19 protein-coding genes are annotated in these 23,749 nt (G+C 36.8%); 6 read left to right on the top strand and 13 right to left on the bottom strand.

Translation table 11 applies throughout. The features are described 5' to 3' along the window. Positions 1-32: 32 nt before the first annotated feature. From IPH66_08030 to IPH66_08055, 6 genes are all read right to left on the bottom strand, one after another. A complete protein-coding gene (locus tag IPH66_08030; protein ID MBK7129292.1) occupies positions 33-1,019 on the bottom strand; it encodes a hypothetical protein in 987 nt (328 codons plus the stop codon). Between the two features lie 11 nt (positions 1,020-1,030). Continuing rightward, positions 1,031-2,032 carry a hypothetical protein gene (locus IPH66_08035; protein ID MBK7129293.1) on the bottom strand — a complete coding sequence of 334 codons (1,002 nt, stop codon included), beginning with the start codon at positions 2,030-2,032 and terminating at the stop codon, positions 1,031-1,033. A gap of 2 nt (positions 2,033-2,034) precedes the next feature. Further along, complete coding sequence (locus IPH66_08040) at positions 2,035-3,033, bottom strand: hypothetical protein (protein MBK7129294.1); 999 nt, start codon at positions 3,031-3,033, stop codon at positions 2,035-2,037. 68 nt (positions 3,034-3,101) lie between these two features. Further along, complete coding sequence (locus IPH66_08045; protein MBK7129295.1) at positions 3,102-4,073, bottom strand: hypothetical protein; 972 nt, start codon at positions 4,071-4,073, stop codon at positions 3,102-3,104. 53 nt (positions 4,074-4,126) lie between these two features. Next, positions 4,127-4,849 (bottom strand): hypothetical protein, encoded by a 723-nt coding sequence (locus IPH66_08050; GenBank protein MBK7129296.1) that lies wholly within the window; start codon positions 4,847-4,849, stop codon positions 4,127-4,129. Positions 4,850-4,934: 85 nt separating this feature from the next. Then, positions 4,935-5,576: a DUF4294 domain-containing protein gene (locus tag IPH66_08055; protein ID MBK7129297.1), complete on the bottom strand. Its 642-nt coding sequence runs from the start codon at positions 5,574-5,576 to the stop codon at positions 4,935-4,937. A gap of 115 nt (positions 5,577-5,691) precedes the next feature. Here IPH66_08055 and IPH66_08060 point away from each other — a divergent pair, with 115 nt between their 5' ends. Then, complete coding sequence (locus tag IPH66_08060) at positions 5,692-6,147, top strand: hypothetical protein (protein MBK7129298.1); 456 nt, start codon at positions 5,692-5,694, stop codon at positions 6,145-6,147. A gap of 153 nt (positions 6,148-6,300) precedes the next feature. Then, on the top strand, positions 6,301-8,805 hold the full coding sequence (gene hrpB, locus IPH66_08065; GenBank protein ID MBK7129299.1) for an ATP-dependent helicase HrpB: 2,505 nt from the start codon (positions 6,301-6,303) through the stop codon (positions 8,803-8,805). 323 nt (positions 8,806-9,128) lie between these two features. On the opposite strand, the gene IPH66_08070 is transcribed toward hrpB, so the two are convergent. Then, positions 9,129-9,383, bottom strand: a complete 255-nt coding sequence (locus tag IPH66_08070) for a DUF3820 family protein (GenBank protein ID MBK7129300.1) — start codon at positions 9,381-9,383, stop codon at positions 9,129-9,131. Continuing rightward, positions 9,376-9,765, bottom strand: a complete 390-nt coding sequence (locus IPH66_08075; protein ID MBK7129301.1) for a TerB family tellurite resistance protein — start codon at positions 9,763-9,765, stop codon at positions 9,376-9,378. Before IPH66_08075 ends, IPH66_08070 begins: the two co-directional genes overlap by 8 nt. A 114-nt stretch (positions 9,766-9,879) precedes the next feature. Here IPH66_08075 and IPH66_08080 point away from each other — a divergent pair, with 114 nt between their 5' ends. Both IPH66_08080 and IPH66_08085 read left to right on the top strand, forming a co-directional pair. Then, on the top strand, positions 9,880-10,428 hold the full coding sequence (locus IPH66_08080) for a DUF1905 domain-containing protein (GenBank protein MBK7129302.1): 549 nt from the start codon (positions 9,880-9,882) through the stop codon (positions 10,426-10,428). A 76-nt stretch (positions 10,429-10,504) separates the two neighbouring features. Further along, positions 10,505-11,320: a hypothetical protein gene (locus tag IPH66_08085; GenBank protein ID MBK7129303.1), complete on the top strand. Its 816-nt coding sequence runs from the start codon at positions 10,505-10,507 to the stop codon at positions 11,318-11,320. Between the two features lie 15 nt (positions 11,321-11,335). Here the strand turns inward: IPH66_08085 and IPH66_08090 are convergent, their stop codons facing one another. The 5 genes from IPH66_08090 to IPH66_08110 all read right to left on the bottom strand — a co-directional run bounded on the left by IPH66_08090 (position 11,336) and on the right by IPH66_08110 (position 19,006). Further along, positions 11,336-12,592, bottom strand: a complete 1,257-nt coding sequence (locus tag IPH66_08090; protein ID MBK7129304.1) for a caspase family protein — start codon at positions 12,590-12,592, stop codon at positions 11,336-11,338. A 4-nt stretch (positions 12,593-12,596) separates the two neighbouring features. Further along, positions 12,597-13,760 (bottom strand): T9SS type A sorting domain-containing protein, encoded by a 1,164-nt coding sequence (locus IPH66_08095; GenBank protein ID MBK7129305.1) that lies wholly within the window; start codon positions 13,758-13,760, stop codon positions 12,597-12,599. A gap of 62 nt (positions 13,761-13,822) precedes the next feature. Then, positions 13,823-14,986, bottom strand: coding sequence for a T9SS type A sorting domain-containing protein (locus IPH66_08100; GenBank protein ID MBK7129306.1), 1,164 nt, complete (start codon positions 14,984-14,986; stop codon positions 13,823-13,825). Positions 14,987-15,136: 150 nt separating this feature from the next. Next, complete coding sequence (locus IPH66_08105) at positions 15,137-18,538, bottom strand: caspase family protein (GenBank protein ID MBK7129307.1); 3,402 nt, start codon at positions 18,536-18,538, stop codon at positions 15,137-15,139. A 153-nt stretch (positions 18,539-18,691) separates the two neighbouring features. Then, positions 18,692-19,006 carry a hypothetical protein gene (locus tag IPH66_08110; protein ID MBK7129308.1) on the bottom strand — a complete coding sequence of 105 codons (315 nt, stop codon included), beginning with the start codon at positions 19,004-19,006 and terminating at the stop codon, positions 18,692-18,694. Positions 19,007-19,226: 220 nt separating this feature from the next. On the opposite strand from IPH66_08110, the gene IPH66_08115 reads away from it, so the two are divergent. After that, positions 19,227-19,586 carry a hypothetical protein gene (locus tag IPH66_08115; protein ID MBK7129309.1) on the top strand — a complete coding sequence of 120 codons (360 nt, stop codon included), beginning with the start codon at positions 19,227-19,229 and terminating at the stop codon, positions 19,584-19,586. A gap of 14 nt (positions 19,587-19,600) precedes the next feature. Further along, complete coding sequence (locus tag IPH66_08120) at positions 19,601-23,632, top strand: gliding motility-associated C-terminal domain-containing protein (protein MBK7129310.1); 4,032 nt, start codon at positions 19,601-19,603, stop codon at positions 23,630-23,632. The last annotated feature ends 117 nt before the right edge of the window (positions 23,633-23,749 follow it).

The following is a 23,749-nucleotide window of genomic DNA, read 5'->3' on the forward strand; positions in this document are numbered from 1 at the left end:
TACTTGGCATAAATCAATTCCGCAAAACACTATTAAAGCAGCTTGTTTTGAGGCATGCAACTGCCTCCCCACTCTATTACGGTAAAACCTTTTCGGGTAAATGGCAAAAAGGTTTGCGGAATAAAATTAGTGAAATTATTCATGTTATCCAATGGAGTGTAAAGCATATAAATTCGCCTCAAGGTATGGGGTTGTGGTTCAACCTTCAATACACCTATATGCTCATCCACTTCCTCATCTGTCAGAAATTGAATAAAAGCATATTCTCTTGTCACAATTTTTGGCCCCCAGTACGTGATGAAATCTGTTTGTTCTCTTGCATTTAAACCTAAACAGGTCAAGGTATTTTCAAAAAAAGAAACCAAAGTATCAGTTGAAATTAAATTACCTACAGTTTGATTTTGTGAATTGATATAATAGTTCAACTCGTATGAAAGACCTTCCCAAAAAAGATATGGATATGATTTATTGTCTTTCGTATTCATGAATGTTCCGTCAGCCTGAGTTAAAATTATCCACTCATTGTTTTCGTCAGCAGCAGGATACGTAAAACTCATTTCTTGTGGATGAACAGATAATGTAACTTCTCTTTGCTCATGAGAATAAATATAAATAACAGGCTTTTCATCAACAACAGGCACGTCACTTTTTTCACGTGTATAAAAATTAATTACCACATGATGTTGCGATTTAAATGGGTAATTCCAAAGAACTATTTCACCAAAATCAGGGTGATAGAAAAAAATGGCGGTATCTTTTGCCGTTAAAACAAGGTCGTATGTTCCGTCTGTTTTTGTAGTTGTTGAGCGGCTGCGTCCAAGATTTGCAATTGTTCCTCCACTTATTAAAACTTCATCCACGCTTTTAACCAAACCGGTTACTTTGCATGTTCCTGGCTTAACACTTTCTGAAAATTCATCCGAAATAATTTCATAATAATCTCGGCGAATTGTTTCAGCATGCAAATTTTCAGTGATGCAAACCATCAGAAAAGCAAATGCAAGAAAAATATTTTTCATAATTACATGTATTATGGATTGTGTTTTACGGTGTGAATTTCACTTCCTCCCCACTCTACCACGGTAAATCCTGTGCGGTGAGCAGGAACAATTGTTTGTTCAGTAGTAAAAAATTCAGGCTGACTATTTTCAAGCGGAACATACAACATGAATAGCCGAATCAATGTTTCAGGCTGAGGATTAATCTGCATATTACTGATGTGCTTATCATAATCATCATTCTGTAAAAATTGAATAAAAACCAATTCATGCTGTAACATCTTAGGTGCCCAAAAACTTATAAAATCTGTTTGTTCTGTTTGATTCAAACCTGCTGTGGTTAATGTATTCTCAAGGAATGACACAAGCGTATCAGTGTTGACAATAAAACCGTGAAAAACATTTTGATGAGAAATAAAATTCAGATTTTTAGTTTCACCTTCCCAAAATAAATAGGGATATTCTTTATTGTCTCGGTCATTTGTAATGGATGATTGATTCACCGTGAAACTCCATTGCCCATTGTACGCAGGATAGGTAAAAACAAGTTCTGATTTTGGATTAAAGCTAAGATCAGCATGAATAGTTGTATCATTGTATAAATAGATTACCGGTTTATCAACCGTCATATTTCCCCAATTATAATCTGCATAAAAATCAATTTGCACCTTATGCTGACTTTTGAAAAGATATTTCCAGATTACAATTTCTTCAAATTCTTCGGCAAAAAAATATAATGAGGTATCCGCACTGCTGAGCAGAATTTTATAGAAACCATCTTCATTGCTAAATGCTTGTTTGGTTGCGTCAAGGGTGCTGACTAATCCATTTTGAATAATGAGGTAGATTCCTGCAGAATCTTGTTCTTGTTGATAAATATATCCCTGAACTAGACACTTGCCCACCGGAACATTTTGATCAAATTCATCTGACACAACAACAAAACCGCTTGATGTCCTCAAGGATTTTCGCATATCTGCTTTTGCGTTAAACGCACTTAAAAAGGCTATGCCGGCGAATATATATTTAAACATGTTTATGGTTTTAGATGGTGAAGGTCAATTTCTCCACCTCCCCATTCTACAACCGTAAAACCATTTCGTTCAAAATTTTTATAGGTAGGATGTATAATTTCCATTCCCGTTGCTGAGTCATCTAACAATGAACAAAGCATAAAGATTCTTCTCATGGCATCAGGTTCTGGTGATATTTTCATTTCAGCAATCAGATGTTGACATTCATCATCTACTAAAAACTGAATTAGCGCAAATGGTTTTTGCTGTAATACCGGTCCCCAATACGTAATAAAATCAGTTTGCTCAACTGCATTCAAGCCAAGTACACTTAATTGACTTTCTAGAAACTGAACGCAAGTATCGGTGCTAATAACAAATCCTTCTACTTGTTGATTTGTCACGTTGTAAAAAACAGGATTTGATTTTGCTTCCCAGAAAAGGTAGGGATACGATTTATTCGTGTTGTTATCCTTTAAAATGCCTGTTGGCCCTACTGTTACTGACCACCCATTGTTGTATGTTGGATACGTAAAGCTAAAATCTCCCTTGGGATCCAAAGTGATGTGTGCATTTAATTCTTTTGGTGAGTACAAATAAATTACCGGTTTTCGTTTAATAAAATCTTCACCTTCAGATGGAAAATTAACTCGAATTGTGATGCGATGTCCTTCCTCAATCAGTAAATCAGAAATCATAAATTCTGCCCAAGCAATTTTATAAAAATAAATTTCTTTATCCTTGTCAACATTGCCGGTAAGACTGAATCGTCCTAACGAATCAGATGTTACTGTAGTTTCATTTCCATTGAACCCAACCAAAACATCAGACACCGGAATAGTGCCATCACCGGTTTGTACATCAGAACGCACCACGGTTCCTTGAATAATGAATTGGCCTTCAGGTATAGTTTTATCTATCAAATCAGACAATACAATGTAGTTTCTGATATCAGAAGGACCATCTTCAGCTAGTGTAATAATTGGAATTAAGAGGAGCAATAAACTGGTAATTTTTTTCATCGCACAGTGTTATTTGGTACTAAAATTATTGTAAACAGAAAAAGAATTATATACCAAGTTAATAAAAATCAATTGATTAATTGTTCAGGCTTCAATTCTGACCCGCCCCATTCAATTACGGTAAAACCTTCTCTGCTGATTTTTTGAAAATGAGGTCTTATTAGTTCAATGTTCAGTTTGTCATGTTCTAGAGGCAGAAAATACATATGTAAGCGCAAAATATTTTGTGGTTGCGGATTTATTTTCAATTCAGCAATTTCCTTGCCATATTGTTGAGTAGTTAAAAATTGAATTAACACGTAGGGTGAAGCTTGTACACGAGGTCCCCAAAATGTAATAAAATCAGTTGCTTCCTTCGTATTCAAACCTATTTCAGCAAGTATGTTTTCAAAAAAAATCACTGAAGTATCTGTATCAATTAAAAAAGCTTCAAGCGAATTTTCATTTTGAATAAAGTGCAGGTTTGGGTGATTTCCTTCCCAAAATAAATAAGGATATTTTTTACCGGTTGACAAATCCGTGCATATTCCATCAGCGCTTGAATTAATATTCCATTTATTATTGTTCAATGGCGGATACACAAATTTGAACTCACCGGTTGGCACAATTTCCAATTCCGCTGTAACATCATCTCCATATAAATAGATCACCGGTTTGAAAGTGACAGTTACCGCCATACTTAAATTTATTTCTATGAGATAAGCATAATGTTCTTTAAACTGATGACGAATGATTTCTTCAAAATGATTTTCAGAATAGCAATACAAAATACTATCAGCTAGAGGAAACATAAATGTGAATGCGCCGTCTGTAGTTGTATTACCTCCTTTTGTTTGTGTTGAGTCAGTTAGCACAGCTCCGCCAATGGCATTGCCTGAATTTTTATCTTTTACAAATCCTTTGAGTACAAAATAGCCATCAGGGATATCTTTATTAAATTCTGATTTTACAATTTGGTATGATTTTGTATCGCTGCTAAAATTGGCACCAAAAGCTATTGTCAACGAAAAAAGAAAAGGAAGAAGGAGGATATTTTTCATGATTTTATTTTTCAATACAATTTACCTGACTTAAAGTTCAGCGCAGCGTATTTTCAATATCCTTCTTTTATCAGTTGGTAATGTTCAAATTTATCTTTAATGTATACTATCAGTTCGTAATCGCTTGCTGTCTTTAAGAATTCGGTATTCAAATTGAGGAAATTGATAAACTCTTCAAATTCTGCTTCATCTAATTCAATGATATCATTGTGAACATAAACTCGTAGAATTTCACGCACGATATCATCTTGTTGATCTTGATATTCCATGTCTGCCACCATACGTTTAGTTTTTTCACGTTCACTAAAAGCCACGTATAATGCCGTGATTGGGCTTTGAATAACATTCACCGCGGTAACGGTTGGCACTTCTCTTTTTGCAATATTTGCGCGCTCTTCCTGCAATTCTTCCAGTGTTTTAAGTGGTGTTACTTCAACCACATCACTGGTATATACCAACATTTTAAGATAAATCACAACTTCATATTCTGATTTATATGTTGAGTCTTTAAAACACAAGGATACTGATTGATAACCTACAGTTGAGATAGAAACAACATCACCCTTTTTTACCGTGATTTCAAAATTGCCTTTGTAGTCACCAAAAATTCCCTTTCCAACTGTTTTGTTGATTGCCATCAAATTGTAAAATCCAACGGTTGCATTCGTGTCTTTTACTGATCCTTTGATTGTGATGAGAGAATCATTTTCACTTAGGGTTTGTGCCCCGGCAGTGAAAGAAAATAAAAAGATGATTATGAATAAAGAAAAACGCATCAGTACAAAGTAAAGCACAAAAAGCAGACTGAGAATACCATCATGCAATTTTTAAAATATATTAACCATTTAGCAAATAAAAAAACTATTCTTGTCCTTTATCCTTTTTCTTCGCCCGTTCTTTCTTCTTTTGCTCTTTATTGTTCTTGCGTTTTTGAACTTTTCTTTCATGATCCTTTTGCTGCTCAACTTTATAATCATCTTTGGTTAGAATGACTACCTCATTATTGAAAGGAACTAACCCACTTTGAATATCGCGAATTACATGTTCAGCAATTTTATCAACTCCAATTGGATCAAATTGTACCCGTATATCCTGATCCCAAATTTTACCCATGAGTTCAAACATTTCGGCATTAGATTTCCCTCTGTATTGATTTGCAATTTCATACACCGTTAACCCTGTTTCACGATGAATCAGTTTCATCAACATCACCCCTTCTGACGTGTACATTTCATAAAATGCATACTTGAATTCATCTTTGAGATTTTGATATGATTCTTTCAGAAATTTATTTTGTTTGCGTCTCTTCTCAATTGATCCCAGATTATTATTGATTTCATCAAGCACATCAGCAGCATACAACGCATAAGGATACACTTTTACAATGATGCGTTTTGCCTGATTATACTGACGCATATAATCTTTGGTATACACGGTTACCGGTTCAGATTCATATAATTTAAGTGAATCCGGATTCTGTTGAGCAACAGCCTGAAAACCCATACAAAAAAATAAGAAGCTATAAATTGTCCACCTCATATGAAACGAATAATGACAAATTCTATACCATAAGTTACGAATTTTTTTTAAAATTGTTGTTTAAATCAATAAATCACTTATGCACAAACCAAAACTCTATCAGGTTGTTTATACTCTTTGCGGCTCGATGGCACTTGCACTCGGGGCATGTTGTTATTGTGGAAATAATGACCAGGCAGAGCATGGTGATCACGCTATTCAGGACACCTTATTGCCTGACGAGATATATGTTGATACTAATAAGTTTATTGATACGGGCGGTTATGTCAATGACAGCCTCGCTATTCAAAATGAAATTGAAGAAAAATATGGCGTGCAATGGGATTTCTGTGATTGTGTTGTAAAAAATGATTCTATTGAAAAAGCGATCATGGAGACTGAAGATGAGGCACAAATTGATTTGATTTTATTGCGTATGGAAGAAGTAGACAAACATTGTAAAACTTTGTTGACCCAACCAAATACAACACCTGAGCAAAGAGATCGCCACGCGAGAAAAGTTCGCAAGTGTAAAAAAGAAGCAGGCATTCTTTAATCTCTATTCCATATTGCATAAATATCCTTTATTGAAAATTCAGCTAACCAATCAATCTTGCTAATTTTGTTACCGGACTCATAAGGGTATTTGAGTATCAATGCCGTTTGTGATAAGCTTTTCATGACGTAATTTACTTTCTGCTGATCATACATGCACACTGCGCTTCAACATATTCATCTTCCGGTTATTGAAGTATTAAATCAAATTCAAGAAACGCTTGAGCAGCAAAATACCGCCATTCTAAGTGCTCCACCGGGTGCCGGAAAAAGTACACTGGTTCCAATTGAACTTTTGAATGCAGCTTGGTTACGTGATCAAAAAATAATTGTACTTGAACCCAGACGATTAGCTGCAAAAACAGTAGCTATGCGCATGGCAGATTTATTGAACGAATCAGTTGGTGAAACTATTGGGTATAGAATACGTTTTGAAACAAAAACATCATCCAAGACAAAAATTGAAGTAGTAACTGAAGGTATTCTCACGCGGATGCTCCAAACAGATAATACACTCAACGGAGTTGGTTTGGTGATTTTTGATGAATTTCATGAACGGAGTATACATGCTGATTTAGCACTTGCGTTTAGCCGTGAATGTCAACAAGTGTTGAGACCTGAACTGAGAATATTAATCATGTCTGCCACCTTAAATTTACCTGAGTTAAAGACCTTGCTTAATGCGCCGGTAGTTGAGAGTTCAGGAAAACAATTTCCGGTTGAAATTAATTATCTTGATCAGCAGGATATTTTTTTATTGCCTGAAGTTTGTGCGCAAACAGCCGCACGATTAATTCAAAACAAAAAAGAAACCGGTGATATTTTAATTTTTTTGCCCGGTGAAGGAGAAATAAAAAAATGTGCAGCACTTCTTGAAAACTCATTGTCTGCAACAGAAGTACATCCTTTGTATGGTAATTTGCCACCCGCAGCGCAAATGGCCGCAATTATGCCATCAAAGAATGGAAAACAAAAAATAGTTATTGCCACGTCTATTGCTGAAACATCAATAACAATAGAAGGTGTGACCAATGTGATTGATTGTGGATATGGCAGAACTCAGAAGTTTGATGCACGTACCGGGCTATCAAAACTTGAAACAATATTGATTTCAAAAGACAGTGCTGATCAGCGAGCAGGGCGTGCAGGACGACTGGCAGCAGGCACTTGTTACAGGTTGTGGTCTCGTCCTGCGCATGCTAAGTTGGCTAATCATCGTGTGCCAGAAATACTGGTTGCTGATCTTTCATCTTTAGTACTTGATCTTGCCATTTGGGGAGTGCCAGATGTTAAACAACTTGCTTGGCTTGATTTACCACCTGAACATAATTTAAAAATGGCCAATGAGCTGCTTGAAGAATTAGGCGCATTCGCAAATGGAAAAATTACGGAGCATGGTAAACGCATGCATAACTTGCCTTGTCATCCACGAATTGCTCACATGATGTTGATGGCAGTTGAACATGAACCTCGGGCTTTGTCTCTTGCTGCTGACATTGCAGCACTGCTTGATGAAAAAGATCCTTTGTCAAAAGAAGATGGAATTGACATCAATAAAAGAATCACCGCACTTCGCAGACAACGAGAAGCAAAATCACCGTCAAAAAAATTCTTTCGATTGATCAAAACTGCTGAGCAATACAGAAAATTATTTAACACATCTGAAGACAATAGTATAGTTGATCCCTATCTCACCGGTATGCTATTGGTTTATGCCTATCCTGAACGTATTGCATCAGCGCGTCCGGGTAATAATGCCTTGTTTCAATTGTCAGGTGGCAATATAGCAATGGCTGATTACAAAGATGATTTAGCACATGAACCTTGGTTAGCTATTGCTCATTTGGATGCAAGAGAAGGAACAGGTAAAATTTTTATGGCATCTCCGTTGAATCCGGTTGATCTTAAACCCCTGCTCAAACAGCGCGAAGTAATACAATGGAATGGTAAAAAAGGAGAATTACAAGCCATGGTTGAAACCAGACTTGGGAGTATTGTTCTAAAATCAGATCCGCTGAGAAATCCTGATCAAAACACTATTCAAAAAGCCATACTGTCAACGCTGAAAAAAAATGGAACGCACCTACTTGACTGGAATAAGGAAGTTACTCAATTTCAAAATCGTATTCTTTGCCTCAGAAAATGGAATCATGATCTATCATGGCCTGATGTTGGCATTGAAACACTACTTCACACATGCGAAAATTGGTTAATGCCCTATTTGGTAAACATAAAAACCGAAGATGATTTAAAGAAACTCCCACTAGCTGAAATTTTATTCAACTCAATTCCATACGACAAACAACATGAATTAAATCAACTGGCTCCGTCAAAAATAGAGGTACCAAGTGGATCACAAATTTCATTGGAATATTTTGCTAACGGATCTGTTCCGGTATTAGCTGTGAGAATTCAAGAAATTTTTGGATTGGAAAATACTCCGCAAATCAATCAAGGGAAAGTGAATGTACTCATGCATCTCTTATCTCCCGGATACAAACCGGTGCAAGTGACAAGCGACTTGAAAAGTTTTTGGCAAACAGGCTATTTTGAGGTTCGAAAAGAATTGAAACAACGCTATCCAAAACATGCCTGGCCAGATGACCCATGGAATCATCCAGCCATTAGAGGAACAAAAAAACAGAATGGATTGAAATGATGCGACAATTTTGTTGTCACTGATTTTTTTTTAAAGTTTCACCGCCGTATCAATAAAATTTCAAATTTTCCTTGTTAATTATTTGTTGGTACTTCAAAAATTTTGATCAAAACATTTTTTCTACATTCACGTAAAGAATGTGAAACCAAAAAGCAAATTTTTATGGCAAAAGGAATCAATCATCAAAAAAATGAAAAAAAGGCAGGTAAATCCCTGAAAGAAAAACGTGCTGACAAAAAAGCAAAAAAAGACGCTAAGAAAGGGTCTTAGTTAATTTTCTTCCTTGATCATGAATACAGGTCGTTACGCACAGTGACGACCTTTTATTTTTTATGGTACACTTCTTTTTTTATTCCCTCAATAAGCGTTTCAAGTCCATTGAGTTTTATTTCATACATGGTTGCAAGCAGCACGCCTATTGTTCCGGCCGGATACCCTTTGCTTTGAAACCAAGTGAGATAATATTCCGGTAAATCACAAATCAATTTGCCTTCATATTTGCCAAAAGGCATTTTGGTAGTCACCAGTTGTTTGAGAATTTTTCTTTGCTGATCAGCAAATTCAACAGGTTCACTCATGCGCAGTTTTTGCTGAGAGGTTTTCAATATCTTGTGCAAATTGATCTATGAGCTTTTTCTCCATTGGGCTTTCAGGTGGAAATGCATTTGCAACTTCTTTAATCACTTGACAGAATTCTGATCGCAAAGACGGTGTAAGATGATATTTACCGGTCTCAAATGATTTCATAGCCCACTGATAAACATCAGCAAAACCCATCTTGTCCTTTTGTAATATTTGAAAAATGATATCAGTATAATGAAAGTCCATTTTATGTTTGGTACCTTCTTCAACAATCTGCTTTACCTTTTCACGTTCTTCATTTTGTACACTGCCATCAGCTTTAGCAACCGCGTATGCCAGTGCGCCTAATGCATAATAAAGATGTTGCTTTGCGTCCATATTTTTTTTTATTAAAGATACCTCATTATTTGAAATGCTTATAACTTCATCATTTGATTTTGGTCATATTTGGTGATAAGAGTGAATTTATCAAGTAACTCATATAAAATATAAATGGTTAAAAAAGACAGTAACACCCAGCATAGTTTTAGCACAAAACTGTATGAAGAAAAAGACAGTTCATTGATGTGGTACTTCAGAATTGATGTTCCGCCCCATATTGTCAATGCTGTATGTAAAGCAAAAAACAAAAGAGTACTCTGCTTATTCAATGGCGAACTAAAAAGTCAAGTTCCGGTGCTGAGTAGTGGTGAAAAAAAATATTATATCACTATTAATAAAGAAATAAGACAAAAACTTAAATTAAAAACCGGTGATATGCTTACTGTGACAATAAGCATGGATGAGAGTGAATACGGAATTGAAACGCCTGATTTTTTCAATGAGTTCTGTGAGCAAGACAGTGAAGGCAGCGCTCACTTTCACGCACTAAGTCCGGGGAAACAACGCACCCTACTCTATCTGATGAATAAACCTAAATCAGAAAATAAAAAAATTGAAAAAGCCATTATTGTATTTGATTATCTCAAAAGTTCAAGCGGGAAACTTGATTTTAGAGAGTTAAATGAATACATGAAAAACAACCGTTTTAACAAAACGTAAAGCTTTAGGATTTCAGAATCTAAAGATTAAACCAAAAACGAAATCAGTATATTTGCATCAGAAATTGAACAACTCTATGAGATTAGGACAATTGGCCAGAAAACTGGATACCAAACCAAGTGCAATTATTGAATATGTAAAAACCAATTATGGACTTACGCTGGAAAATGATTTAAATACCCGCGTTGAAGATGAGCATGCACAGGCATTTGCAAAATCGGTTCATGTTAATATTTCTGCACTCACCGAAGAAACGGAATCAACAACCACTGAACCAAAATTGGAATCAACAACAGCAAAGGAATTGACAGAAAAAGAATCTGAGGTTATTGAATCTACCCCTGAATCCATTCATGTGCCAATTGAGGTACCCCATTATCACAGCGCAACACATGAAAAAAATGAATCAGTTGTTGACCCCTTCATTCCCTTGCCGGTTGATCCTGAAGCAGAACTTATCAAAGCCCCAAAAATTAAATTAGAAGGATTAAAAGTACTTGGAAAAATAGAACTACCGGAAGCTAAAAAAGAAATTCAACCTGAAGACGAAAGCGGTGAAGCCTCAGTAAAAAAGAGAGGTAGCAAATTTGCGGAAATAAATGTTGCGGAAGATGATGAAGAAAATTCTATTTATAAAGACAAAAACGGAATCTATCATTTCAGCCAAACACAGCGTGAAAACCGCAAGAACAGTTTAGAGCGAATTAAAAAAGAAAAGCAAGAACAATTGCGTAAGCAAAAACAAGTCAAGCATTATAAACAAGCGACACAATCAGATAAAAAAACAGTTTCTAAAAAGAAGGAAACTAATAAAAATCAAAAATCAACCAACGCTACCAAGCCCATAAGAAAAGGATTGTGGGGGAAATTCCTGAACTGGTTGAACGACTAAAAAAATAAGAAAAAATTATTTCACACGCTCAGGGCTTACCCATTCATCCCAGGTATGTGAATACCCTTCATAGCTAATAAAGTAAGCAGTATCTCGTTTTTCTAAGATATACCCCGGATACCAAGCACCTTCCCATTTGATTGATTTTGCAATTTCTTTTCCGGTTCTAATGCGGTCATACATTACCCATTCATCATAAGAATTATCATATCCGGTGTAGTGAACATACATGAATGCATCATCAGTTGATACAATTTCAGCGGGGTAATATTTACCTTCCCATTTTACTTCTACTTTTTGTCCGGAAGTGTATACCGGAAAATACACGGTTCTAACCGCATTATTCTCAGCTGTCAAGTCAAGTTTTTCAGAGTAGTTATAAAACTGAACGGTATATGATCCCGCAACTGATTTGATAATGCGCGCAGGTTTCCATTCGTTATTTTCATTCAATGCATATACATACGTACCAAGTTTTATACCCTGACCATACGTTGATGGTTTTCGCACATCCTCATCACACACACCAACAATAATTTCATCCGGTTGAATTTTGTATGATGCATAACCACACAACTGATATTCGCGATGTTTCATGGCTTGTTTCACTTCACTTGCAGTTTCAGTGAGACTAATTTTATTATCAAGATTTTGATCAGCCAATAAATCTCCGCGCATACAATCCAATATAGTTTGAGTGAATGTCCAGTTACCGGTTGAGATATTTGACGATGTTGCAGAAGTCAGAACAATGACTTCAATTCCCAACTTTGAAATATCTTCTCCTACTTTCAATAATGAACCTGAATAACAACAATCAGCCATGAGGATAATTCTTTTTCCCTTAAAATAAAGCTTGGCATATTCACTCAAGGTTGAGACATGAAACATAGAGGCCTCTGATTTACCCATGTCGTAATTGCAGAAATAATGATTATTTCCAATTTTGCTACCATGTCCGGCGTAATAAAAAATAAAGGTAGATTCACTGGTGCACGCCTTCATTTGTTTTTTAATATTGCGATTCATTTTCTCCAATGTTGCGTCCTGATCTAACAATAAAATATTGGTTGAATCTGGCACGGCGCCATGCTTAAATAAATCATGTAATTCCTGATCTTTTCGGTTCTCATCACTGAAGGATGCAACATTCGGATCTTGCCATGATAAGACACCTGCAATCACAATTCGTGTATCAACTGGATCACAAATAAGCTGTGAAATTGCCGGCAAAGAAAATAAGGTAATGAATACTAAAAATGAAAATCGCATCGTATTAGTTTTTAATGAAAGATGATACTGTAATAGAATTTTCCATATCAATCACCAGGTAATAGATTCCTGAAGCCAAGTCAACGGTTGACATACGACCTTCAGTATTTATGAATCGTTCAATGACTACACCTGACGAGTTGTAGAGAGAGATTTTCCATAATGGGTTGAAATTTTTTACGTAAATAAATTCATCAGACGGATTAGGAAATAATTCAATCTGAAATTCAGATAAGTCAGATACACCCAATTGCCAATTGATAACAGTAATGTTTACTGCGCTTGTATTATTGGCCCAGTGGTAAGCATCATGCGCACGTATGTTGAAACTGTCTGCTCCATAATATCCGAGATTTGGAGTGTACGTTATTTGTGCCAATTCATCACTGTTAACTGTATCGCCCACATTTAAAGGAACACTGTTTAGGGCAAGCGAACCTGATAAAGGGAGAGATTCAATGCGGATCATTCCGGTAGTGTCTGAATCAAAATCATTCATTGAATTGTCAAAATCATATTTGGTAAATGAGAGCACTTCATCTTTAAAGACTGACATTGCCATATCATTCATAAAAGGTTTGTGATTCACCCAAAGATTGAGAACAAGCTTCACTTGTGTATACCCTATACTGGCGTAGGTTGTTGGTTCAGCCATTCCACAACCGCTAGCAGCTAAGTATGATGGACCAGATTCAACGTACGGATTAGAACCCGGAAAAAAAGTAATTGCACCATTCAAGGGAGCAAATACTTCACAAACCAATGTATCACCCGGCAAGGCATAACCATCTTGCATTGGAATAATCATTTTATATATGGTTGAATCAGGATAAACAGCAGCAGTATCTGCGGCCATCACACTCATATTAGAAAATTGCAGAACCCCGTTTAATTGATGCACCCTGCCTATCAGATCATAATTTCCGCCAGAAGTAGATTCAACCCCCAATTCAATGTAAACAAAGAAAACGGTATCCATTACATTGTGATCATCTGTATCAAATACTCTTAAAAAACTATTATTATGTATAGTACCCGGACCACTAGTTGTGCAGGCGGCTGAATTACCAACCCAAATATTATGTTGAGAATTTTGAGTGAGGCGAGTTTGTGCAGATAGTTGCGCTGACAAAGCACAAGCAAAAAAGGTATACAGAGTTTTTTTCATAATGATGAATTCCAAATAAAAAAGGGCCTAAACAAAGTTAAGCCCTTTTTAAAATTTGAAAACTATTGCTTGGTGAAAACAGCGTTTTTGTTTACACCGTTTATTGTTGTTACCAGATAATACATTCCGCTTTCTAACTGGCTGATATCAATAGAAGATTGAAATTGATTTATGATCATCACCTGTTTTCCTGTAGCATCAAAAACACGAATTATTTCAAACTGAATATCTGAAGGTAAATTCACAACATTGTTAGCCGGATTTGGATAGACCGTAAAATTATCAGTTGTTAGTTCAGTGATGCCCAATTGCCAGTTAATTACATCCACTGTTACAACTGTTGGGGTATTTGCCCAATGGCTGGTATCTCTTGCGCGAAAACTAAAATTATCAGTGCCAGAATATCCAGTATTTGGAATATAATACAGCGTATTCATTTCACTTGTCCAAACAGTGTCACCTACTGCTAAAGTGGTTCCATTAAGATCAAGAATACCATTTGTTGGCAATGCGGTAACTTTCATCATCGTGATTCCGTCATTGTCATTATCAGTGAAGTTTGAAGTGAAATCAGCATCAGCAAAATAAACTGAATCATTTTTGAAAATACTGGTAGAAAAATCAGTCATTGAAGGTTTTTGATTTAAATACAAATTCATTATTAAGTGCATATCCGGAAAACTAATTCCTGCCATCGTTGTCAAATCAAAAATGCTGCAACCGGCGGCAACAATATAAGTTGGGCTTGATTCAGGTGAAGTGTTAGAACCCGGGTAGAATGACGCAGTAGCATTCGTAGGTAATTTTAATTCACTTGCCAAAGAATCTCCGGGAAACACATATCCCTGATCAAAAGGAATATCCATTTTGTACATAGTTGAATCAGGAAAAATTGCAGTGGTATCATCACTCACAAGAGTAAAATTTGCAAGAGATGCAGAACCAACAACGGTATAAACTGCTCCAACTATATTGTAAGCACCGCCTGTAGTTTCTTCACAGGCAACTTTCATGCGTACGATAAATGCAGTATCTACAATATTTGGATAATCATCTAAATCATAAATATGAAAAAATGAATTATCAGTAGTAATAATACCGCCTGCGTTGCAAGTAGGTGAACCCGGATTGATAACGAGCACCGGATTATTGGTGACACGCGTTTGGGCAATTAAAAGTGAAGTTGCACTAACAAAAAGTGCTGAGAGTAAAGTTTTTTTCATCATGTTTCAATTTGCGGCGAAGATAGGGTATTTCTCAATGCGTGTCAATTGTTTACACAATTTCAAGTTTGAAATTAAAAATTCTCTCAAATTTCTTAGAATGTGTTATTCTTTGATTTGAATCACAATGATTAAAACATTTTTAGAAATGGATTATTTCAGAATAACAATTGGGAAGTCTTGCCCAAAGCTATAGCTAGTTGGAAATTGAGGTGATCCTCTGTACTGCTCTGATAATTCAGGCACCCGTTCTTCAACATATAGTTTCAATTCACTGATAGTTATTTTATCATCACCGTTATTTCCTTTTTGACCATTCAATATTTCAAGCAAAGCATAGGTGAACAAACCATGTTCAAGATTTCCAACTTCATTTGCAAACTGAGCATCTTGTGAAGCTGTGATAAAAAAGGTACCCGTGCTGCGCGCAAGTTGAGCAAGAGATTTTTCACGTCCATCCCCTCTGCTTGCAAAAGCATCCAGTGCGCCACCTGAGTGACATGCATCCAGAATAAACAATTGTTTTCCACAGCGAATCATTTTTGAAAATTCCATGAGTTCAACAGCAGATATGGCTTTTTGTTTCAGCACGGTTGTCTCGCTGTAAAGATTAGTGAGATCATGTGTCACAATATAAAAATCTGAATTTGCCGGATCTTTTTCATAACTCATAATGCCATGCCCGGCATAATAAAAAACGAAAACATCTTCAGGTCCTGCTGTATTGATAATGGTAGTGAAGGTTTCAGAAATATTTGGCTTAACGGCCTGTTCATTCAAAATACTGAAAGTGGTCACTGAATTAAAAAGAGAATCAGCACCGTTCTTAAGCGCAGTAAGAAACGCCGTTGCATCATTCACCGCATAACTCAAATTATATTGAGGATTTTTATACTCATTGATACCAATTGAAAGAATAAACAAATCAGTTTGAGCACCTGTTCCATCATGAAACACTGTAATTTCAGCCGGACTGGATTCAACCCGTTCTGCATTAATTACTCTTGCAGAAATATTATTTTCACCAACCAATAGAGGAATTTCAAATTGACGAACATCTTTATCACCACCTCTGAACTCAAGCTCAGTTTCCATTGATTCTCTGATGACTAATTTTCCATTGTTGTATATTCGAATCTCCTCAATTTTTTCACCTTGACTATTTATTCTAATACCAAGCGGCAGGCTGGATGCGCTCCACTCTATCATGCTATCAACATTTTCTATTGATCTGATGCCAGCATCTGCAAATTCAAATGAAATCAATGGTACATCAGGCAAATTTTGATTGAGATTTTCTCCGCTATCATTTTTCAATTCACCGCTAAAAATTTTACTGATTAAATCAGGCGTATAATATTTATCAAATAATGAACTAATGGGTACTACTTTCATACCTGAAACATAATTTACATGATCAAGTGAACCTGATGATCCATCAAATTTTCCTGAAGGACTTGTTGCCAGCCAATCAGATTTAGTAATTTGAATTCTTGAATATAGTTCACGCATTGATTTTAAATCCCACACTTTCACCATGCCATCGGCGTCACAACTGATCAGTTTATCACCTGCGGAATTGAAACAAATACTTGTTACCGGTGCTGTATGTCCTGTGAGAAATTGTTTAGTATTCAATTCTGTATTCCAATAAATAATGACATTGTCAGCGCCACCAGAAGCTATAAATGTATTGTCAGGTGAATAAGCTAGAGCGTACACAGCTCCTTCATGTCCGTCCATTTTTGAAACCAGCATTCCGTTTAACACATCCCACACTTTTACTTTGCCATCCCAACTTGAAGTAGCAACGTATTTATTATCTGAAGAGAATTCAACTCCGGAAATTGGCCCCGTATGTCCCACCAGCGTTCTGAAAATAGCGCCTGCGTCCGGCTCCCAGAAATCAATATTTTTATTTAAATCTCCGGTTACTATATACAAATCATTTTGAGTAAAAGCCACCGTGTAAGGAGATACACCACCCAAATCAAAATAAGTGTATTCACCCGGATCAGACATATCCCAAATTCGCATGGATCCATCCCAACTTCCGCTTGCCAACTCTGTTCCTTCAGCATTAAATGCAAGGTCAAAAATTAATTCTTGATGCCCTGTTAAGGTGTGTAATTTTTGTCCGGTTTCAGTTGACCAAATGATAATTTTACGATCACCTCCGGCTGTGGCAATTAATTTTCCATCAGGACTATATTCAATGGCAATTACAGTTTGTCTATGCCCCGTTAGATAATGTTTTACTCTGCCTGTTTCAACTTCAATGATCATGGCACTTGAATCAATTCCACCTATTGCGTAATATTTTTGATCAGGACTTAGCTCAAGAGGCTTTCTCATGCTAATGTATTTCAGAATGTGTTTGTCTGACCATGAATTGTAATTGAATTTCAAACCATCGTCTCTCTTTTTATTCATGAAACCTTTAAGAATTTGCGTACGCTTGCCTGAGTGCATATTATAAATTATGGCCTCATTTGAAAATCCTGATAGAAGAAAAGAATTTTCAGGTCCGGCGGTGAACTCATAATAGCTTAAGCCTTTCTGATTGATATGGAGTTTTTCTTTTCCAGATTTTACTTCATATACATACACATCATCATCAAAAGATAACAACACATGTGAATCATCTTTGCTGAATACAAGACTTTGTGGGCGTTCTCTAAACGTGCTAATTGATTTTATTTTTTTACCGGTTGCCATATCCCAAACGATGCCATCAATTTTGTCAGACATAGTCACCAAAAATTTACCTGAATTGGAAAACACATGCTTAGTATTGCATCCATCACATTCTTCAGCTCCGTCTTTCAAGGTGTAAATTAATTTGCCATTTGTGGCGTCAAAAATTTGTGTGAATAATTTTGCAGAGCTTGCTGCAATATACTTTCCATCAGGACTAAAAGAGAGTTGATATGCTTTGTCAAATTCAACTTGCTTTAGCGTATCTCCGGTTATTATATTGCATAGAAAAAAGCTGGCATAATCATTCGCTGATAAGATATTGTTTTCATCTGCATTGATGATGTCTTGCGTGTTCATGATGCTGTAACTTCTGTAAAAAGAATTGACAAGTTTGCCTTTTAATGTATCATAGATAAAAATTCCGTCGCGGTCATCAGCCACAACAATATACTTGCCTTTTGGTGACCATCGTGCATGATCAAGATAAGTTCTTTCAGGATGAATGTGAATGCGTAGTTCTCCGGTTAATACATCAAACACTTTTGCGGAATTATCAGCAGAACAAGAAAGTATTTTTTTACCATCAGGACTAAATGAAAGTGAATAGATTTTTTCACTGTGTCTATTAAATACTCTCACTTGACGTCCTGTTAAGATATCCCAGAGGATGATTGAATTATCTGCACTTCCGGTTACTACAAAACTACTATCCGGACTAAAGGAATAACAGGTGATAGGTTTTGAATGACCTTTTTGTAAAACAGCTTCTAATCTTTGATCAGACTGAGCATTACATTCAAGCCCAACAAAAAAAATCAAACAAGTAAAAGCAAAATTGAATAGTCTGTAGCTCATGATAGTTAATTAAAATCTTCTCAAAACTAATTACTTAACTCGTATCAAGCCATCAGAACTGTATATTAATTATTCTCAGAGATTGAACAAAATAAAAAGTCCTGCCGCAAAGCAGGACTTTCAGAGAATATAACCAAGTAAACCTATATAGACTTAAAGTATAATTAAATTGTATGCAATTACAAAAATATCTACCAAAATTGCAGCAAAAGAAGAATAGACTATTGCTCTCATTGGAGATACAGCCAAAATCATTGCCAACGCGCACATGGTAGGTAATACAACTAAAATTAATTGCATGATACTATCTAAAGCCCCAACGCCAACCGCAACACCGCCAAGCGTACCAAAAACAAGAATTAACATTGATATGATCCCAAAACGGTTCAACTCATAATCATAGAACAATTTGTCAATGGGTTTAAAACCGGTAAGATTAATGTCACGTGTAGTTTGTTGATGAGCCATAAAGTTAGATTTTTGCCAAAGTTATGATTTGAATAATAATGGAATTATGATGTTGCCTATTATTAAACATGATTTATATCATGGAAACAAACATACATGCGAAACGGTAAATAAAATCAACAGTTAGCAAAAGAAAAGCAAAGAATTATACAGTTTAGGCAACCTGATTAAATCACTCAACGTCTACTGATTAAATTTACCAAAACAAACACCGGAAATTATGATAAATTGTTTAAAATCAACTTTCGTAGCTACAGCGCTTTTCATTGGAGCAAGTATTTACGGTCAGTTCAGTGCACCAACTTCGTATGGAACAGCATCAATCACGGCTGATTACTGCGTGAGCATTGATACAACACAACCTTTGCAAGAATACTATCAGATGGATATTACGCATTTGAACTTTGCAACTGAAACTGATGCAAAAAAGGTGTTTGGTTTTATCAGCAATAATCGTCTGACTTACATGGTTGATTTCAATAATCACGTGGCTTACCTCAGAATACATGCTGATCGTACTCCACAACCTGAAGATGTAATCTGGTGGAACAACTACATTGATAGTCTTTGTAAAAATTAAATAAACCCAAATTCATGTTTCATATGAGAACATTGAAAAAACTGGCAGGTTTACTTGCTTTGATAATTATATCTGGCAGTGCAATTGCGCAGCTTACTCCAACCGGTGCCTACCTGCTTGGTAACATTGCTGAAATTGCCATTAACAATAATGGCCATGAAGGAACTTCAGATCCCGGTGGGACACATGCTCGTTCTGATCAATGGGATCCTGCTGTTTATTTTGGTTTCGTAGCTAACCCTCAGAATGATGGTTGGATGAATTACGACGGAGATTTCTTTACACCTGGCTCTCCTGAAAATGGTTTTGGTATTGAAGTGAATGGGGTTAACTACTCTAACAACTCATCCTACTATAATGAAATTCCCGGTGGTCTTTCAAACTATGTCGTTGATGGTAATTGCTTGTCAGTTGATTGGAACGGAACCATTGCCGGTGTTGGGGTGAAAATCACTTATCACTTCATTACAACAGAACTCTATTATACCACAGAAGTTACCCTGACAAATAACACCGGAGGTGCATTGAACGACTTATACTTCTACCGCAATTTTGACCCAGATAACAATGTGTTCTTGACTTGGGATTACACCACGCAAAACACTATTGTATCACAACCTACGCCAAGTTGCCCTAAAGCATTAGTATCTGCAACACAGGCTAACCCTTGGTTGTCTTATGTTGGTATTGCCGCTATTGGTCAACAATTCAGAGTTTCTTATGGTGGTTTTGCTAACCGTGATGCTTCAGATATTTGGAATGGAGTTGCAGGTTTAACCGGAACAGTTGGTGCGACATCTTTCAATGATGAGGCGATCTCACTTGCATATAAAATTAATTCATTGCCAGCCGGGGCATCTGAAACTTTTGAATTTGTAATCATATTAGATGATACACAGGTAGACGAAGCTTTTGCCCAACTTTACGATTTTAGTTTTTCCGGTTCTGGAGGATCAGGTTCCGTATGTAACCCTGTTACAGATACTGCTTATTTAGCTTGTCCCGGACAGTCAATTCAATTAGATATTACCGGACCTGGTGTTACAGATTATAACTGGGTTTGGACGCCAGGCACTGGTTTGACACCTGCAACGGGTCCTACAGTAATGGCTTCACCAGCTACTTCTACTTTATATACTGTTACTGGTACACCTATCAATCCATGCTTATCAATGAGTATTGTGAAAGAAATTTATGTTCAAGTTGGTACTGGTCCTCTTGTTTCCATAACACCACCTGCAGCAACTTGTGGGGCATTTGATTTAACAACCTTAGTGGTTACAGATTTGAATGGTGTGCCTGGCACTACCACAACTTTCCACACAGCTATTCCTGCAAGTGCTACTGACATGTCTAATCAATTAGTAGGTACAACCATGAACCCTGGAGATGTGATTTATGTTATGATTGCTGATCCTGTTGGTGGATGTTTTGATTACGAACAAGTGATTGTAAACTTCAGTGGAGGCACAACTGCCGGACCTGATAACACATCAACATTATGTAATACAGCAGGATCAACAATAGATGTAAATACCTTGTTAGGAGCCGGTATTGATCCGGGAACATGGACAGAAACAACATCAAGTGGACAGTTCAATGCAACAACCGGCGTTTTTGATGCATCAGGTTTAGCAGCAGGAAACTATACATTTGAATATCAAACAACCGTTGTTGCACCTTGTACACCAGATGTTGCAGTGATGACAATTACCGTGAATCAAAACGCCCAAGCAGGTGCAGATAACACATCTGATATTTGCAACACCACAGGTTCAACCATTGATTTGAATAGTTTACTTTCAGGTAACAACGGAATAGGAACATGGGCTGAAACTAGTGCCAGCGGTCAATTTAATTCAACTACCGGAGTACTAGATGCAGCCGGTTTATCAGCGGGAGCATATACATTTACATATACCGTAAATGGCATTGCACCGTGCACACCGGATGTTGCTGACTTTACAATCAATGTTCAACAAGAAGCACTTGCTGGAGCGGACAATGCTTCTACCATATGCAACACAGCCGGTTCAACAATTGATTTAAATACATTGTTGGCAGGTAATAATGGAATTGGAACTTGGACAGAAACTACTTCTAGTGGACAGTTCAATGCCACTACAGGAGTGTTTGACGCTTCATCACTGACAGTTGGTGTATACAATTTCACCTATACGGTAACTGGAGTTGCACCATGCCCATCTGATATTGCCAATTTTGCAATTACAGTGACTAATTTACCAAATGCCGGTGCTGATAACAACGCCACCTTATGTAATTTGCCGGGATCAACATTGACATTATCAACCTTGTTAAGTGGTTCTGACCCTGGTGGAACTTGGGCTGAAACTTCAGCTATCCCTTCAGGTCAATTTAACTCTGGTACAACAGTTTTAGATGTTGCCAACACATCTGCCGGCACATATACATTCACTTATACATTAGCTGCTGTTGGCCCATGCGCAGGTGACCAAGCAGTATTCACTGTAACTATTGAACAATATGCCGATGCAGGAAGTGACAACAGTACCGCTGTTTGTAACGCACCAGGCTCTACACTCAACATGAACACCTTGCTTGTTGGTAATAACGGTGCCGGAGTATGGGCTGAAACAACTTCTTCTGGTCAGTTTAATACGGTTACCGGAGTATTCACATCTGCAGGATTAACTGCAGGAACTTATACATTTACATATACCGTAAATGCAGTTGCACCATGCGTACCAGATGTTTCTAACTTCACTGTCATTGTTATTGACTTACCACAAGCAGGTTTAGACAATAACGCTACGTTGTGTAATTCATCAGGCACTACAATCAATTTGAACACCTTATTGAATGGCAATAATATGGGGGGTATCTGGGCTGAAACAACCTCGTCTGGTCAATTCAATACAGGTTCTGGTATATTGGATGCATCTGGATTAGCAACCGGAACTTACACTTTTACTTACACTGTACCTTCAGTGGGTGCATGTCCTGGTGATCAAGCATTGTTCACAATACAAGTGATTTCAGAACCTTCAATAACTGATTTGGCTGATCAATCGCATTGTGATTCTTATACTTTACCTGTAATTGGTGGAACAAGTCTTACAGGAAACCAAGGCTACTTCACCGGTCCAAACGGAACAGGCACTCAAGTGAACGCAGGAACCTTAATCACGGCTTCAACCACACTTTACCTTTATGATGAAACCGGAACAATGCCTAATTGTTACGATGAAGAAATGGTGATCATTACCATCAACCCTACTCCTGTTGTCTCTTTTACAGCAGATACATTAAGTGGTTGTGCTCCGTTAGTTGTTAATTTTACAAACACCACACCGGGCACAAATACAAATTGTGTTTGGAACTTTGGTGATGGATTTGGACAATTGTGTGGTGGAATTCAGCATACATACCTCAATCCGGGAACTTACACGGTATCACTCACCCTTCAAGGCACGGGAGCTTGCCCTGGTTCAACAACCTACACTAACTATATTACAGTTGTTGCACCGCCTGAAGCAGAATTCACATTTTCACCTCAGATACCTGACATTTACAATTCAGAAGTTACTTTCACCAATTCATCTGATGATGCTGATTATTACGAGTGGCATTTTGGCGATGGAACAACATCGTTTGATACGAATACTGTTCACTTGTATCCTGCAATTGGTAACATGGATTATTTAGTTACTTTATATGCATACAACAGTTATGGCTGTATGGACAGTGTTTCACAAATTGTCACTGTTCAAGATGTTATTACTTTCTACATTCCAAATTCATTTACACCTGATGGAGATGAGTTCAACCAGTATTTCCAACCCGTGTTTAGTTCTGGAGTTGATCCTTATGATTTCCACATGGTTATTTTTGATCGCTGGGGTGAAGTGATGTTTGAAACTTACAACTTTGATTACGGATGGAATGGTACTTACGGAGATCAAGGACTTGTTGAAAATGGTGTCTATGTATGGCAGATTGAATTTAAAGAAACCATGTCAGACAAACGACATACTCACCGTGGACATGTAACGGTATTGAAATAATAGAATATTCAAATCATAAAAAAAATCTCACTATACGGTGGGATTTTTTTTTGTCTTCTTCTTCATTCTTTGATTCAGGAAACTAAATTTTTTCCAATAAAAAAAATCTTGATTCAA

The organism is Crocinitomicaceae bacterium, from assembly GCA_016708105.1.
GTDB lineage: Bacteria > Bacteroidota > Bacteroidia > Flavobacteriales_D > Crocinitomicaceae > JADJGJ01.

Excerpts from the sequence above, each read along its gene's own strand:
- IPH66_08030 (MBK7129292.1), bottom strand. The coding sequence starts at position 1,019 with ATGAAAAATATTTTTCTTGCATTTGCTTTTCTGATGGTTTGCATCACT.
- IPH66_08035 (MBK7129293.1), bottom strand. The coding sequence starts at position 2,032 with ATGTTTAAATATATATTCGCCGGCATAGCCTTTTTAAGTGCGTTTAAC.
- IPH66_08040 (MBK7129294.1), bottom strand. The coding sequence starts at position 3,033 with ATGAAAAAAATTACCAGTTTATTGCTCCTCTTAATTCCAATTATTACA.
- IPH66_08045 (MBK7129295.1), bottom strand. The coding sequence starts at position 4,073 with ATGAAAAATATCCTCCTTCTTCCTTTTCTTTTTTCGTTGACAATAGCT.
- IPH66_08050 (MBK7129296.1), bottom strand. The coding sequence starts at position 4,849 with ATGCGTTTTTCTTTATTCATAATCATCTTTTTATTTTCTTTCACTGCC.
- IPH66_08055 (MBK7129297.1), bottom strand. The coding sequence starts at position 5,576 with ATGGGTTTTCAGGCTGTTGCTCAACAGAATCCGGATTCACTTAAATTA.
- IPH66_08060 (MBK7129298.1), top strand. The coding sequence starts at position 5,692 with ATGCACAAACCAAAACTCTATCAGGTTGTTTATACTCTTTGCGGCTCG.
- hrpB (MBK7129299.1), top strand. The coding sequence starts at position 6,301 with ATGCACACTGCGCTTCAACATATTCATCTTCCGGTTATTGAAGTATTA.
- IPH66_08070 (MBK7129300.1), bottom strand. The coding sequence starts at position 9,383 with ATGAGTGAACCTGTTGAATTTGCTGATCAGCAAAGAAAAATTCTCAAA.
- IPH66_08075 (MBK7129301.1), bottom strand. The coding sequence starts at position 9,765 with ATGGACGCAAAGCAACATCTTTATTATGCATTAGGCGCACTGGCATAC.
- IPH66_08080 (MBK7129302.1), top strand. The coding sequence starts at position 9,880 with ATGGTTAAAAAAGACAGTAACACCCAGCATAGTTTTAGCACAAAACTG.
- IPH66_08085 (MBK7129303.1), top strand. The coding sequence starts at position 10,505 with ATGAGATTAGGACAATTGGCCAGAAAACTGGATACCAAACCAAGTGCA.
- IPH66_08090 (MBK7129304.1), bottom strand. The coding sequence starts at position 12,592 with ATGCGATTTTCATTTTTAGTATTCATTACCTTATTTTCTTTGCCGGCA.
- IPH66_08095 (MBK7129305.1), bottom strand. The coding sequence starts at position 13,760 with ATGAAAAAAACTCTGTATACCTTTTTTGCTTGTGCTTTGTCAGCGCAA.
- IPH66_08100 (MBK7129306.1), bottom strand. The coding sequence starts at position 14,986 with ATGATGAAAAAAACTTTACTCTCAGCACTTTTTGTTAGTGCAACTTCA.
- IPH66_08105 (MBK7129307.1), bottom strand. The coding sequence starts at position 18,538 with ATGAGCTACAGACTATTCAATTTTGCTTTTACTTGTTTGATTTTTTTT.
- IPH66_08110 (MBK7129308.1), bottom strand. The coding sequence starts at position 19,006 with ATGGCTCATCAACAAACTACACGTGACATTAATCTTACCGGTTTTAAA.
- IPH66_08115 (MBK7129309.1), top strand. The coding sequence starts at position 19,227 with ATGATAAATTGTTTAAAATCAACTTTCGTAGCTACAGCGCTTTTCATT.
- IPH66_08120 (MBK7129310.1), top strand. The coding sequence starts at position 19,601 with ATGTTTCATATGAGAACATTGAAAAAACTGGCAGGTTTACTTGCTTTG.